Origin of the sequence: Paenibacillus sp. UNC496MF (assembly GCF_900113915.1) — a bacterium.
Classification (GTDB): domain Bacteria; phylum Bacillota; class Bacilli; order Paenibacillales; family Paenibacillaceae; genus Paenibacillus_Z; species Paenibacillus_Z artemisiicola.
Genome location: NZ_FORE01000004.1, coordinates 73,806 through 87,525, shown reverse-complemented (window position 1 = coordinate 87,525; position 13,720 = coordinate 73,806). Strand labels below are relative to the sequence as shown.

At 62.2% G+C, this 13,720-nt stretch carries 14 protein-coding genes; 4 read left to right on the top strand and 10 right to left on the bottom strand.

Translation table 11 applies throughout. The features are described from left to right. Nucleotides 1-57: 57 nt before the first annotated feature. The 7 genes from BMZ79_RS00410 to BMZ79_RS00380 all read right to left on the bottom strand — a co-directional run bounded on the left by BMZ79_RS00410 (nucleotide 58) and on the right by BMZ79_RS00380 (nucleotide 6,897). Nucleotides 58-1,209 carry a hypothetical protein gene (locus BMZ79_RS00410; RefSeq protein WP_090635621.1) on the bottom strand — a complete coding sequence of 384 codons (1,152 nt, stop codon included), beginning with the start codon at nucleotides 1,207-1,209 and terminating at the stop codon, nucleotides 58-60. 165 nt (nucleotides 1,210-1,374) lie between these two features. Further along, nucleotides 1,375-2,277, bottom strand: a complete 903-nt coding sequence (locus tag BMZ79_RS00405; protein WP_090635620.1) for a cation diffusion facilitator family transporter — start codon at nucleotides 2,275-2,277, stop codon at nucleotides 1,375-1,377. A 224-nt stretch (nucleotides 2,278-2,501) separates the two neighbouring features. Beyond that, the gene (locus tag BMZ79_RS00400) at nucleotides 2,502-2,924 is read right to left on the bottom strand and encodes a DUF1284 domain-containing protein (protein ID WP_090635616.1); all 423 of its coding nucleotides are present in this window, start codon (nucleotides 2,922-2,924) and stop codon (nucleotides 2,502-2,504) included. A gap of 34 nt (nucleotides 2,925-2,958) precedes the next feature. Further along, nucleotides 2,959-3,726, bottom strand: a complete 768-nt coding sequence (locus tag BMZ79_RS00395; RefSeq protein WP_090635615.1) for a GNAT family N-acetyltransferase — start codon at nucleotides 3,724-3,726, stop codon at nucleotides 2,959-2,961. Between the two features lie 115 nt (nucleotides 3,727-3,841). Continuing rightward, nucleotides 3,842-5,104: an alkaline phosphatase gene (locus BMZ79_RS00390; protein WP_090635614.1), complete on the bottom strand. Its 1,263-nt coding sequence runs from the start codon at nucleotides 5,102-5,104 to the stop codon at nucleotides 3,842-3,844. A 204-nt stretch (nucleotides 5,105-5,308) separates the two neighbouring features. Then, entirely contained in the window at nucleotides 5,309-6,103 is a 795-nt protein-coding gene (locus BMZ79_RS00385; RefSeq protein ID WP_090635613.1) for a sugar phosphate isomerase/epimerase family protein, read from the bottom strand. A gap of 26 nt (nucleotides 6,104-6,129) precedes the next feature. Then, nucleotides 6,130-6,897, bottom strand: coding sequence for a hypothetical protein (locus BMZ79_RS00380; protein WP_090635612.1), 768 nt, complete (start codon nucleotides 6,895-6,897; stop codon nucleotides 6,130-6,132). A 366-nt stretch (nucleotides 6,898-7,263) separates the two neighbouring features. On the opposite strand from BMZ79_RS00380, the gene BMZ79_RS00375 reads away from it, so the two are divergent. From BMZ79_RS00375 to BMZ79_RS00365, 3 genes are all read left to right on the top strand, one after another. After that, on the top strand, nucleotides 7,264-9,096 hold the full coding sequence (locus tag BMZ79_RS00375) for a DEAD/DEAH box helicase (RefSeq protein WP_090635611.1): 1,833 nt from the start codon (nucleotides 7,264-7,266) through the stop codon (nucleotides 9,094-9,096). Further along, the gene (locus BMZ79_RS00370; RefSeq protein WP_090635609.1) at nucleotides 9,093-10,025 is read left to right on the top strand and encodes a YqhG family protein; all 933 of its coding nucleotides are present in this window, start codon (nucleotides 9,093-9,095) and stop codon (nucleotides 10,023-10,025) included. Before BMZ79_RS00375 ends, BMZ79_RS00370 begins: the two co-directional genes overlap by 4 nt. Nucleotides 10,026-10,173: 148 nt before the next feature. Further along, entirely contained in the window at nucleotides 10,174-11,094 is a 921-nt protein-coding gene (locus tag BMZ79_RS00365) for a hypothetical protein (protein ID WP_143088856.1), read from the top strand. Nucleotides 11,095-11,139: 45 nt separating this feature from the next. Here BMZ79_RS00365 and BMZ79_RS00360 read toward each other — a convergent pair whose 3' ends face one another. Then, complete coding sequence (locus BMZ79_RS00360; protein WP_256252486.1) at nucleotides 11,140-11,358, bottom strand: YqzE family protein; 219 nt, start codon at nucleotides 11,356-11,358, stop codon at nucleotides 11,140-11,142. 148 nt (nucleotides 11,359-11,506) lie between these two features. On the opposite strand from BMZ79_RS00360, the gene BMZ79_RS00355 reads away from it, so the two are divergent. Beyond that, nucleotides 11,507-12,232, top strand: coding sequence for an N-acetylmuramoyl-L-alanine amidase family protein (locus tag BMZ79_RS00355; RefSeq protein WP_256252485.1), 726 nt, complete (start codon nucleotides 11,507-11,509; stop codon nucleotides 12,230-12,232). Here BMZ79_RS00355 and BMZ79_RS00350 read toward each other — a convergent pair. Next, nucleotides 12,200-13,018 carry a divergent polysaccharide deacetylase family protein gene (locus BMZ79_RS00350; protein ID WP_090635603.1) on the bottom strand — a complete coding sequence of 273 codons (819 nt, stop codon included), beginning with the start codon at nucleotides 13,016-13,018 and terminating at the stop codon, nucleotides 12,200-12,202. The genes BMZ79_RS00355 and BMZ79_RS00350 overlap by 33 nt on opposite strands. 143 nt (nucleotides 13,019-13,161) lie before the next feature. Then, complete coding sequence (locus tag BMZ79_RS00345; RefSeq protein ID WP_090635602.1) at nucleotides 13,162-13,578, bottom strand: hypothetical protein; 417 nt, start codon at nucleotides 13,576-13,578, stop codon at nucleotides 13,162-13,164. Between the last annotated feature and the right edge of the window lie 142 nt (nucleotides 13,579-13,720).

The window sequence follows — 13,720 nt, the reverse complement described above, 5'->3', positions numbered from 1 at the left end:
AAAAAAAACGCCTCCGGCATTCATGCCGGAGGCGTTCTTTTTTGACGTTCGCGATGCTTATCGGCGCGCGTTGTAGCCGATGAACGTTTTGCTTTCCAGGTCGAATACGACCGTCAGCGGTCCGAGCAGTTGGTCTTGGTCGGTTTCGTACGTGACCGTGACCAGTTTGCCGCCTTTGTCCTTCACGGCTTGCAGCAGCTTCTTCGCGTCGTCGGTCGTCGCCAGCACGCCGGACTCGGACGCGTTCACGACCTCGACGGCCGCTTCGTCCTTCTTCGTCTTCACGTGGGACGCTTGGCCGTCGGGCAGCTTGCTCCACGCGAGCGCGCGGAATTCGCTTACTTCGGCCGGAGCCAGCGTGTCTTGGGCCGGCTTGTCGGTCAGCGCCACGAGGTAGTATACCGGGCTGATCGGCGGCAGGCTCTTCGTCATTTCCGGACCGTAGTACGCGACGACTTTCGTGCCCGGCTTCAGGCTTTCCCATTCGATCGACGAGCCTTGGGCGTTCATGAGCTTCGTCTCTTTGCCGGCGTTCAGCACGACTTGCGACAGGCCGTTGCCGTCCTTCGCTTGGCCGATCGTCACCTGCCAGCCGTCATCCGTATGCTTGACGTTCGTGACGACGTCTTCCTTGACGAGGCGCTGGCTGCCGACGGTGACTTTCACCGCGTGGGATTGTCCCGGGAAGCTCATCGTCATGACCGGACCGTATTCGGCGACGATTTCCGTGCCGGCTTTCAGGTCCTTGGCGTTGACATGCTTGCCGTTCGCGTCCGTCAGCTTCGTGTCCTTGTCGACGGTGAGCAGCACCCAGCTGTTCGTGCCGCGGCCGACGACGTCCAGACGGTACGCGCCGTTGTCGAGCGGAGTCGCGCTTTGCACGACGCCGGACAGCATCATTAATTGTGCCTCCTCGCCGCCGTTGCCGCCTTCGTTGCCTTGATCGCGGGACGTCAGCGTCAGGCTTCTGTCTTTCGCGCTATACTTGACGTCGTATCCGAGCGCGTCCGCTTCGCTCTTCGCCGGCAGATAGGCTTGGCCGTTAATGAAGACCGGTTTCATGGACGTTTTCTCGCCGTCGACGATGACCTTGATGTCGCTGCGTACGAAACCGTTGACCTTTTGGAAAAAACTAGACGCTTCCGCAGCGACCGCCGAGCCCATCAGGCCGACGAGCGTTGCCGCGATAATGACTTTCTTCTTGTTCATAATCTTCTGCTCCTTCCAAATCGTCGCGTAGTGGGGTTGTAAGATCTTACATGCCCCTTGACGGCAGGATTCCGAAAAAGGTTGCAGCGGATGCGTTTTTGCGACCAAAGGCCCAGCTTCGGGCATGCAAAGGCCGGCATGGTTGCCCATGCCGGCCGGTCGCCGCTATTCGTTCTCGTACCACGGATTCAGATGCACGAGCACTTCGTCCACCTCGGGATGCGCGTCCTGCACCTTCTTCTTGATCTTGCGGATGATGTCGTGCCCCTCTTGGATGGTCAGCGTTCCGAGCACGGCCACCCGCGCGTCCACCAGCACGTAATGCCCGTGCTCCCGCGCCCGGAGCCGGTCGATCCGCTTCACTTCCTTCACCTCGCGCAGATGCTCGAGAATGTCTTCGATCTTGTCGGGGCTGAGGCTTTTGTCCATCAACACGTCGACGGTTTCGCGCGACATCTCGATGCCGAGCCGCAGCACGAGGAACGAGACGATCACGCCCGCCGCGGGGTCCCCGTAGCTGAGCCAAGCGATGTCCGCGCGCTCGCCGATCCATGCGAGGAAGATCCCAACGGACGCCGCCAGCGACGCGTACACGTCCGCCAAGTGGTCGTACGCCGTCGCCATGAGCGCCTTGCTGTTGATCGACTGGCCGACCCGCTTCGTATAGAGGTACAAGACCTGCTTCACGACGAGCGAGACGATGGCCGCGAAGAGCGCGATTACGTGCGCTTTGCCCGGCGGATGGAAGAAGGCCAGCACGGCGTGGTAGCCCATGTACAGCGCCGCGAGCACGAGGATGAACGCGACGATGCCGGCGCCCAGCACCTCCGCTTTGCCGTGCCCGTACGGATGGTCTTCGTCCGGCGGTTTGCCGGATACCCGCATGGAGCTGTACGCGGTCGCGGTGGCGATGATGTCGCCCGCGTTATGGATGCCGTCCGCGACGAGGACCTGGCTGCCGAACAAAATGCCGACGATCAGCTTGATGCCCGTCAACAACACGTTGCTGAGCAGCGAGACCCACATCGCGACGACCGATGCACGATTTTCCAAGAAGTCTCTCCTCATCTCCTTCTGCCCGGCGCATTTCTCGTAGAGGAATCTTACCATTCTCGCCCATGGAAAATCAAATGCCCGCCCGTTCACGCCACGGCAAAAAATCAGGCCCTGCCGCCTTGCGGGGCCAGACCTGATTAGCATACGCGAAGTTCGCCGGCGGCGTTCGGGGCCGTTGCCTTGGCGGCGCTGCGTCGTCCGGCCGGTCAGGCGGTTCCGCGGGCGGCGAAGCCAGATCACTCCGGAAGCGGCGGCAGCCGGCCGCCTTCCTTGATCGTGCGCACGCCGGCTTCGCAGACGCCGTAGGACCGCCACTGGCAGGTGCGGCAGAGCGTGCCGATGTCCTCCGGTTCCACGCCGGCGCGCACCCGTGCGATCACGGCCGACCACGGCAGCGTCAGGCCGAAGCGCAAGTCCAGCTTGGCGAGCGCGTCGCGATCGAGCCGGGCGACGGACGCGTTCTCGCAATGCGGTTCTTCATCCGCGGGAAAGCAGGCGCACAGCTCGTCGGGGCCGGCGACGATCGTCACCGGCGTGTGGGGTTCGTCCTTCAGGCGGTTGTAGACGCGCGCCATATTGGCGGCATACGCCGCCGAGTAACCCATGCCTCGGAAGCCGAGCAGGCATAACAAATGATGACCGCGAAGCCGGATCGTCATAAGCGGGCGCCCCTTTCTTCCTATAAGATGATAATCAGCCATTCGGGCGCTTCTTGATCCGATACCAGTACGGATACAGCTCCTCGAACGACAGCCGCGCGTAGAGCCGGTTCGCCGCTCCGTTGCTCTGCGCGACTTGGAGATAGCTCCGCGTAGCACCGCTTCCCGCCGCCCACTGCAGCATGCGGCGGATCAAGCGCTCGCCGAGCCCCCGGCCGCGGAAGGCCGTCGCGGTCGCGATATCGTACAAGCCGACATATTCGCCTTCCAGGACCCCGAGGCCGCACGCGGCGGGTTCGCGGTCGACGCATAGCGTAAAAAAGCCCGTTTTCATCGTGATGGCGTGCATGATCCGCGCGGCGGCGCCTTCGTGACAGGAGGGAATGCCGCTGAAGGCGCACATGTGGTCGAGCCAGGAGTAGGAGAGCCGGTCCTCGCATTCGATCGTGATTTCGGACCGCCGATAGGGCGGCTTGCGAAGGTTCGCAAAGTCCGTTAACAGCATAACACGGGACGGCGATTCCAGCACGTACCCGCGCGATTCTAGCAGCCGGTCGAGTCCAGCCGGGGCGAAAGGCGTCAGCTTGAAGATCGTATCCTGCCCGGCGCGGCAGTAGAAGGCTTCGCAGGCTTCGATTTTCCGCTTCAGCGCCGCTTCCGATTCGTCGCCCGCATAGAACGGATGAACGGAATTCGCGCGTTTGGTGTAGCCTTCCGCCAAGCGCAACAGCCAGCCGCCGTGCACGACCGTCTGCTGCGCGGGCCATGCGTTCATGGTTAATTCTTCGATGGAAACGGCCATAAGCCAAGCCCCCTATCACGGATTTTTTATGTATTAATATACACAGAATAGTATGAACATTCAATACAAAAAAGCTGCCTCCGCATGCGGAGGCAGCTTTTCGCGTTGTCGTGGCTTACTTCGGCAGCTTGACGCCCATCGCTTGCGCAAGGCGCGTGAAGATGCCCGTGTTCTCGTAAACGCCCGAGAACAGCTCGGCGCCCGTGCCCATGACCGTTACCGGCACGTCGACGGCCGTGTGGCCGGACGTCGTCCAGTCGACGACGAAGTTTTTCTTCGATTTCGCGATCTGGAACGGACCGTCTTCTTTGGAAATCGCGTCGCCCGACTCGTCGTTCGCGTCGACTTCCTCGATCGAGAAGCCGCCCGTTTCGTGGTCGGCGAGGACGAGAACCAGCGTGTCCGGATGCGATTTTGCGAAGTTTTTCGCGATTTGAACCGATTTGTCCAGCTCTTGGCCGGCCTTGATCGTCAGCTTCGCGTTGTTGTTGTGCGCCATTTCGTCCGTCGCTTCTTCTTCGACCATCAGGAAGAAGCCTTTTTTGTTCGCGGACAGCGTGTCAAGCGCTTTTTTCGTCATGTCCGGCAGCGGAACGATCGGATTGTAGAGATCGCCTTCGCCTTCCGGACGCTGTTGGAACATTTCTTCGTTCGCGAACAGGCCGAGCAGCTTGCCGCCTTTTGCTTTCTGCATGTCGGCCTTCGTTTTGACGTACGCGTAGCCGAGCGACTTCGCCTTGTCGACGAGGTTGCCCTGCGTGCCTTTGCTCTTCTCGGACGGATCTTCGGCGGGCTCGTCCTTGAACGCGCCGGCTTGACCCGCCGGGAACCAGAAATCTTCGCCGCCGCCGAGCAGAACGTCGACTTTGGTTTTCGTCAGGTATTGGAGCGCGATGTCGCTTTGCTTCGCCCGGTCTTCGACGTGGGAAGCGAACGCGGCGGGCGTAGCGTCCGTGATTTGGCTCGTCGTGACGAGACCCGTGGATTTGCCCAACCCTTTTGCATATTCAAAAATCGTTTTTACGCTTTTTTTGTTGGCGTCCATGCCGATGGCGCCATTGTACGTTTTCACGCCGCTGGCGTAAGCCGTAGCGGAAGCCGCGGAGTCCGTGACCGGAACCGTGGAGCCCGTATGAATCAAGCCGACGTAAGGCATCGCGTCCATGGCCAGTTGACCCTTCTCGCCGACCGTAGCCAGGCGAATCGCGTCGCGCTGCGCCGTGCCCATGCCGTCGCCGACAAAGAGAATGACGTTCTTCGCTTGTTTCGATGCAGCGGATACTTCATTCTTGCTTTGCGCCGCGACGAAGCTCGTCACGACGAGCGCCGCTGCCGTAATACCGATTACCGAAGTCTTCCATCCAATCGCGGATTTCATGTGTACGCCTCCTAATCTCTTTTCTCTAGCATCATAGAACGAGATTATTAAGCGGATGTATGGGCGATGTTAAGATCCAGTTAAGACTTCCCAATCTTGTATAAAAAACAATGAAAACTCTGCAGCTGCAGCGAACAACGTTTCGTTTTATCGACGTATTTTTACCTTTATGCTAAAAGAATCTTCCATTTAGGAGACGGCACGTCAGCCTCCCTGAAGCCGCTCGCGCCGCAGCCGTTCGACGGACGCGCGAAGCGCTTCTTCCGTCTTCACTTCGATGACGACGGACAGCCCGCGCGCCCGGGCGAACGCGAGCCGTTCGTTGATCGGGACCTCTCCCGTATACAGCGGCCGGTGATCCGAACCGTTCGCGCAATCGTGAAGATGCATATGGGCGATGCGATCGGCGTGCGCCATCAGGACGGGCATTTCCAGGTATCCGGTCCTGGCGTCGTGCCCGGCGTCCCAAGTCAAGCGAAACGGCGCGAATCCGGCGAGCGCGTCGACGGCCTTCCGCACGAACGGCAGCTGGAAATTGCACGTATTCTCGATGCACAGCGAGAGGCCGAGCGCGGACGCCCGTTCGTACATCGTCGCGAACGCCTCATGCAGCAGCGCGGCGTACTCGGCTTCGTGCGCCTCATTGATCCACGTCCTTCCGCCGGGCAGCGTGAAGCAGACCCCGTTGTGCACATGCATGTTCAACAGCCCGATGCCCGCGGCGGCCGCCCAGTCCATCGCGTCGAGGCAGCAGGCCAGATGCCCCCGACGGATGGCCGCGTGAAACGACGCCGGCTCCAGCTCTTCCGGCAAATGCAGCGTAAAGCCGATCCCCGTCTCCCGGCTAATCCTTCGCACCAGCCCGGCATCCAGCCTGTCCGGCATGCACAAGGGCAGATTCATGTTCAATTCGATAAAATCCAGCCCGAGCGCCGCGCAGAGCAGGGCGTTCTCCTCGAGCGAGCCGCATTCCAGCAGAGCCGGCATGCCCAGCTTCATCGCGTCCCCTTCGTATTCCTTTGACTCTATTCGACTTCGATCGAGACGGTTCCGTAGACGGCCAACGCTTGCTCGATGACCTGCCGGTCCATGCCGGTATGCAGGCGAATGCGTTCCACCCGATCCGCTTGCGAACGCATCGGCGCCTCCTCGGTCCGTCCGCGGTCCCCGCTCAAGAAGCTCGTGCCGTCGCCGAGCTCCCAATGCAGCACTTCGGCCTCCGTATAGATCCGGCGCTCGACCAGCGGCTTGCGCAGCAGCCGCTGCGAGTATTCGCCCGCCGCCAGCAGCGCGTCCGGCGCGATCGGACGCAGGTCGTACGCCTGCTCGCTCCGCTTGCCGTTCGGCCGCAGGTAGGCGACGTGCAGCCAGCCTTCCCGGACGGACAGCGCGACGCGCGCGCCGGACACGAACCCGGCGAGCGGTTCGTCCGTAAAGTCGCCGCTCTCCGCATCGATCAGAATCGGCTCGATCCATTGGTCGCCGAGATCGCATAGATAGGCGCGTCCCCGTTCGTCCAGCGCCGCGACCGCGACATGCGCGTTCGGCGTCAGCAAATCGTGGCCGACGGCGTAAGCCGGAATCCCCTCCCGCCGAAACGCGTCGATCAGCCACAGCGCGAGATCGAAGCAGTTGCCCGATGAGCCGTACCGCTCGCGGTGCAGCCGCATCAGCTCGACGCTGCGCTGCTTGGGCTCGTTTCCCGACCGGAAGTGCCAGGCCTTGGTCAGCGTTTCCATCGGAAACGCGTCGAAGGCGCGCCAAACCGCCAAAATATCGGACGAAGCTCTCATCGGCCCTCCCCCCCGGCTATCGCCGCGCCGCGCTCCGGCCGCTTCCTATTCAGCATCATGTTCATGTTCCGCATCCTCCCGTTCTAGTAGCAGGCAATCGGTTCCCAATTCCATATGTGCCCTATTCGCGCCCGACCCTACGAATTCCTTTTCGCTCGGGCGCCCCTGCGCCATCGGCCGGAATTCCGCGCTTGCGCTCCGGACATTTCATAGCCGAACGAGAAGCGCGCCGCGCGGGCCGCCCGCAAACTGCCGCCGCTCCTTTTCGCGCGGCGCCTTATGAATTCCCGTTTCGAGGGTCATACTAGCGACATATAGCTTCCGTTCATTTTGTCGGAATCTCACATGAAAGGAGTTCCGTTCTCCATGCAACCGGGTAACGATTCTGCCAAAACCGAACCGCAGCCCCTTTCCGCCGCGAGCGTGACGGCGAAGCGCAAGCTGCATCCCAGCGTCGACCTGCATTTCGACCGCACCTGGCTCCACCAGCTTCAGGACCGCATGGACCGCAACGGCCCATGGGACGACTGGACGCTCTATCAGCTGGCCGTCGAAGCGGAGCAGTCCAAGCTGATCGGCAGCTTCGACGATCTGCAGTGCCTGCGCAGCCTGCCGGCGTTCGAGCCGATGCCCCACCAGATCAGCACCGCCCGCAAAGTGCTGCACGAAATGAGCGGCCGGGCGATTTTGGCCGACGAGGTCGGCCTCGGGAAGACGATCGAAGCCGGGCTCGTGCTCAAGGAATACATGGTCCGCGGACTCGTCAAGCGCGCGCTCGTGCTCGTGCCGGCCTCGCTCGTCCTGCAGTGGGTGCGGGAGCTGAACGCCAAATTCGGCATCGCCGCGGTCGCCCAGAAGAAGGAGCATTCCTGGGGCTACGACGTCGTCGTCGCGTCCATGGACACGGCCAAGCGCGATCCGCACCGCGACCGGCTGCTGAACCAGGATTACGACATGCTCATCATCGACGAGGCGCATAAGCTGAAGAACAAGAAGACGACCAACTACCAATTCGTCAACGCGATGCGCAAAAAATATTGCCTGCTGCTTACGGCGACGCCCGTGCAGAACGACCTCGACGAGCTCTACAACCTGATCACGCTGCTGAAGCCGGGCCAACTGGGCGGCCAGAGCGAATTCGCGGCGAATTTCGTGGTGGACAAGCGGCTGCCGAAGAACGAGGACCAGCTGCAGGAAGCGCTGCAGGCCGTCATGATCCGGAACCGCCGCGGGGACGGCGGCATCCACTTCACGAAGCGGATCGTCAAGAACATCCCGCTGCAGCTGTCGACGGAGGAACAGGCGCTCTACGACGCCGTGACCGCGTTCGTGAAGGAGCGTTACGAGGAGAATCAAGGCGACTGGACGAGCATGCTGTCGCTCGTGACGCTGCAGCGCGAAGTGTGCAGCAGCCGAGACGCGGTCTTCCTGACCCTCGTGAACATGTTCAAGAAGACGGCCGAGGATTCCCCGATTCGCGCGAAGATCTGGAAGCTCGTCGAAGTCATCCGCGGCATTACGGCCAACTCGAAGGCCGAGAAGGCGATGGAGCTCGTCCGCGCGATGAAGGAGAACGACAAGGTCATCATCTTCACGGAATACCGGGCGACGCAGGAGTATCTGCTGCAGTACTTCCGGTCCCACAACCTGGTGGCCGTCCCTTACCGCGGCGGCATGAACCGCGGCAAGAAGGATTGGATGATGGACCTGTTCCGCGGGCGCGCGCAGGTGCTCATCGCGACCGAGGCCGGCGGCGAAGGCATCAACCTGCAGTTCTGCCACCATATGATCAACTTCGACCTGCCGTGGAACCCGATGCGCGTCGAGCAGCGGATCGGCCGCGTGCACCGGCTCGGACAGACGAACGACGTGCAGATCTACAACCTGTGCACCGTCGGCACGATCGAGGAGCATATCGTCGGCCTGCTGCACGAGAAGATCAACCTGTTCGAGCTCGTCATCGGCGAACTGGACCATATTCTCGAGCGGTTCGAGAAGAACGAGACGCTGGAGCAGCGGCTGGCCCGGCTCGTGATGGAATCGGGCACGGACAAGGACGAGCTGCGGCGCGGCATCGACGAGCTGGGCGATTCGCTCAGCCGCATCCGGGACGAGGTCGAGTCGGAGGAGACCGGCGAGCTCGGCGCGGTCGACGCCGTCCTGAACGCCGTCGGACAATCGATCGAGGTGAGACCATGAATGAACGCCAGATCCATAAGTTCGTCCAGCGCTACCTGGAGGCGACCGAGTGCCGGATCGTCGAGAAGTCGCCGGCGCACTTTCAGGTGAAGCTCTCGCCGCGCGCGGACCGCGACCTGACGAACCGTTCCTACTATTGGAGCTTCGTCGACCGTACCGGCGCCGAACCCGAGACGATGTCCATGCTGCTCGTGACGGACAAGAGCAAGTACGACGAGACCGCGCCGCCGCCGCCGGCGCCCAAGCCCGCCGCGCAGGCGGCCGCGGACGCCGCGCTGGGCCGCTCCCTCGGGTACGTCCACGGCTCGCTTAACGCGAACGCGCGCGTGCCGAGGGAGGATCTCTATTTCGGCTCGCGCCGGCTGGAGCAGCTGTTCCAGTCCTCGCGGCAGAGCGGCAGCTACCTTTGCCTGTTCCAAGAGCCGGATAAGCGCAGCAGCCACCCCCTCCACTCCACTGCTTACAGCGCCTGGCTGGGGGTTAATATGAAGGTAGAGTTCCTGTGCGACATGAAGCGGGAGGAACTCCACTCCTTCGGCATCTCGCTCGCGACGGGCCAATGCGTGGAGCAGTTCAACGACCGGCTGCTGCAGCACCGGATGACGCCGAAGCTGCCGCCGAACGTGCACACGGCCAAAAACGCCTTCACGCTCGCCAAGGCGGCCTCCATCGCGGAGCAAACGCTGGAGCGGAAGCTGAGGGGCTACGATTACGGCTGGGCGGACGCGGCCGCGCGGCGGCTGGACGACGAGCTGGCCACGATCCGGCACTATTACGAGCCGCTGATCGAAGGCGCCGACGAAGAGACGCGTCCGGCCGTCGCGGAGCAGTACGACCGGCGCCAGGCGGAGATTCGCTGGCAGTACGAGCCGCGCGTCCAAGTCTCCGCCATAAACTGCGGCATTTTTTATTTGCAGGGCATCGGTTAGCGAAAATCCGGCAAAATTAGAAGCCGGCTTGTCCCGCTTCCCTGACAGGAACCAACACCTTCTCCGCGCGCGTTGCGCTACAATGGCGTTGTCAGGTACTGTCAGCCCTCCGTCAACCATTCTACAGAAACTGCAGGTGATGCCGTTTATGAACAAATGGACCGCGATGTTCGCCGCCGTCTTGGCGGCGATGCTGGCGCTGGGCGCCGGGTTCCCCGGACGGGCGGCTTCGGCCGCTCCGGCGGCTTCCGCCGCGTCCGCGCCGGCCGAATCGGCGCTGCGGCAGCATGTCCGGACGTGGACCGACGCGCTGTCGAAGCAGCCCGCCTTTCGTTCGTGGACGTCCGCCGAACGGACGATCGCCCCGCTCGGCCCCGGCACGCACGGCTGGCTCGTGACCTTCGCCGCCGCGGGCAAGCCGGTCGGCTATATGATCGTGAACGCGACGCCCGAAGGCGGATACCGGCTCGGAGAATACGGCGTCGGCGCGCATCCCGCCTTCTATCCCGTCACGCTGTATAACGCGCTGATCCGGCAAGGCCTGGTCGGCAGCTACGCCGAAATCGCAAAAAAGCCGCTCCGGCTGGAACGGCTTTACCTGTCTCCCGTGCTGGCGGCCTGGAAATGGTCGGCCGCCGGCGGCGAGACGTATTATTTGGACGCGTGGACCGGCGAGGCGATGCCCGTCGACGACGCGGCTTGGCAGAAACAGTCGAAGCGTACGCCGGGTACGGTAACGACGGCCGGCAGCTCCGGCGCGCCGCAGCCGAGCAAGCTGACCGCCGTCAGGTCGAACCGCGCGTTCGATCCGTTCGAGCGCATGCCGTGGCTGACGAGCTCCCCGCTGTCCGCGAAGCAGGTGCAGGGGCTCGCCGGCATGCTGGACAAGCTTCAGCAAATCCGGTACACCGCCGAGCTGTTTAACGCTTCCGTGCTTCAGGTGCTCCCCGCGGTCGGCTACCACGGCTGGAACGGCGGCCCGCTCTACGTCGCCTTCGATCAGGCGTTTCCCGGCACCCGTTACGTTCCCGTGGACGCGCTCGACCGCGAAGGCCATTTTTATCGCTAGCCGACACGGCCCGAAGCCGGTCAGCATCGCGGTTCCCAAGCTTCGTTAATCCCGGGACGAACGCATCCATTGCGAGATCGCGAACCCGCCAAGCCCGAACCATCGCGTCAGCCAAGGCTCTCTTGCGGCTTTGGCTTTTTTGCGGTTCTCCTTGCGCTGCGCCTGCGGCGTCTCCATGTAATCGACCACCCGGTCGGTCATATACCGGATATATTCCTCCGTCTTTTTCTCCATGCTGCGGATCTCCCCTTCGCTCGAATTCATAAGCTTCATTCTCCAGTTTCCCCGCGATCGATGCCTTTCAAACATGAATGAGTTCCCTTGGTCCGAGCCACGCTATGGATGATTATGTTGGCATAGGAGGATAACGATGCGCGAACGATTTTGTCGGCGTCGCCCGTTTCGCACGGGCTTGGCGCTTTTGGCCGGCGCCGCTTTGCTGTGCTTCTGCAGCGCGGGAACGTCCCTGGCGGCGCCCGGGGAATCTTGGGAGGAAGCCCCTTCGGCGCAATCCCTGCTCGACAGCCAGCTGCCGACCGACTACAGCCGCGCCCTTCCGACGGCGCAGGTACTGATCGACGTCGGCCACGGCGGCATCGACGGCGGCGCTCACCACGAGCATATATTGGAGAAAGACATCAACCTGGCGGTCGCCAAAAAAGTGTACGCCATGCTGCAAGCCCAAGGCATCCGGACCGTCCTGAACCGGAACGGCGACTACGCGCTCAGCGACGATAACCGCTGGAACGGGAGAGCCTCGCGTCATCGCCGGGATCTGTCCCAGCGCAGCCAGCTGACGAAAGAGATCAATACGCAAATCTTGGTCAGCATACACGTCAACTGGGCGCCCGACCGGACGGAGTACGGGCCGCTCGTGCTGCATCAGAACGAAGGCGAGAGCGCGCTGCTCGCCTTCTGCATTCAGGATGCGCTGAACCGCCGGCAGAATACGCGCGGGCTTCCCCGCGTCGGCAAGCCGTTCTACCTGCTCAACGTCGTCAAGCACCCGGCCGTCATCGTGGAAATGGGCTTCATCAGCCACGAAGGCGACCGGCTCATGCTGACGAATCCGGACAAGCAAACCGAGCTTGCCGCCGCCATCGCGTCAGGAGTGCGGAACTATATCCTGCTCCGCTGACGGGCCGAGCATGTCGCTCAGCCGGACGAACCGCGCGCTGCCCTGCAGGCGCGGGATCGCGTCCTTCAACGCGGCGGCGGTCAGCTTGCCCGGCGGGCCGACGTGGCCGATCGTCACGCAGCTGGCGTTGCTCTCCAGATGCTTGCGCAGCAGGCCGATCTGCTTCACGATATGGCTCGTCGAGTAAACGTCGTCGAGAAACACGTGGTTGGACAGAAGCGGTACGCCTAATTCGGCGGCGAGCTTGGGCACGACCGTTTTGTACGTCGTCCGGCTGTCGAGGAAAAACAACCCCCGCTCCTTCACGACGGTCAGCACGACGCGCATGACCCGCTCGTCGGCCGTGACCTTGGAGCCCATGTGGTTGTTCATGCCCACCGCGTAGGGCACGTCGTCGATCGCCGCCTCCACCCGCTTGCGGATCTCGGCATCGTCCATCGCCGTCGTGATGGCGCCGGGTCCGAGCCATTCGGGCTTGCCCTTCACCGGCTCCATCGGCATGTGCACGATCACGTCGTCGCCCAGCTTGTGCGCGAGCTCCGCGTCCTGCTTCGTCGTCGGCATGAACGGCATGATCGCCGTCGTGAACGGTACGGGCAGCTTCATCATCTCCGGCGTCCCCGCCATGCCGTTGCCGAAATCGTCGATGACGATCGCGACCTGGCGCTGCCCGGCGGATGCGTCCGTTCCTTCCGCGGCCGCGCGCTCCGAAGGCGCGTTCCACGGGCATAGCGAGAGCGCCAGTACCGCCGCCGTTAGCGCCGTCCGGCTTCGTTTCTTCTTCATCTCTAATCCCTTCTTTCCGCTGCATCGGTTACATTGTTTGTGGAAAGAGGAAAAATTATGTACGAAAAGGACGAGCAGCGGGGCTGCTCGTCCTTTCTGCGGGTTTGCGGCGCTAGGCCGCCGCGCGATGCGCGAACGATCGGTTAGACCGCGTAAACGGCCGCGCTGACGTTCATCGGACCGATGATTTGGCCCGTCGCGCCCGGTTGCAGGTTTTCCACGTAGAACGTGTACGCATGCGCGCCGGCTGGGACGTTGATGTCGATGACTTGGAACGTGGCGATGCCGAAATGCTCGTATCCCGTTTCAAAGCCTTGCTCGATATAGTAGATCTCTTGGTTGTCCCGGAATACGCGGAACAGGAATCTCGGAATGCCGGACGTGCCTTGACCGCCGAACGTCGCGACCAATTGGACGCGGTTGTTGTGCGCGAATTGCGGCAGGACGAAGATGCCGAGCTGCGACAGGATCGCTTTGTTCGGCGTGAGCGGCAATTCGATCGCCACTTGGTTCGTGACGACGGCGGGAACGCTGACGTTGTAATCGATTAATTGTGCCATGGAGATAGTCAACTCCTTTCCTACCAGATGCTTCCATTCTATGAAAACGGAAATGCGTTGGTATGGACGAGTTTCTATCTCGGGCGGATTTTTTACGTTGGGTGTTATCGTTTCGTTTCTCAGCGTAATGACGGCAGCGAAT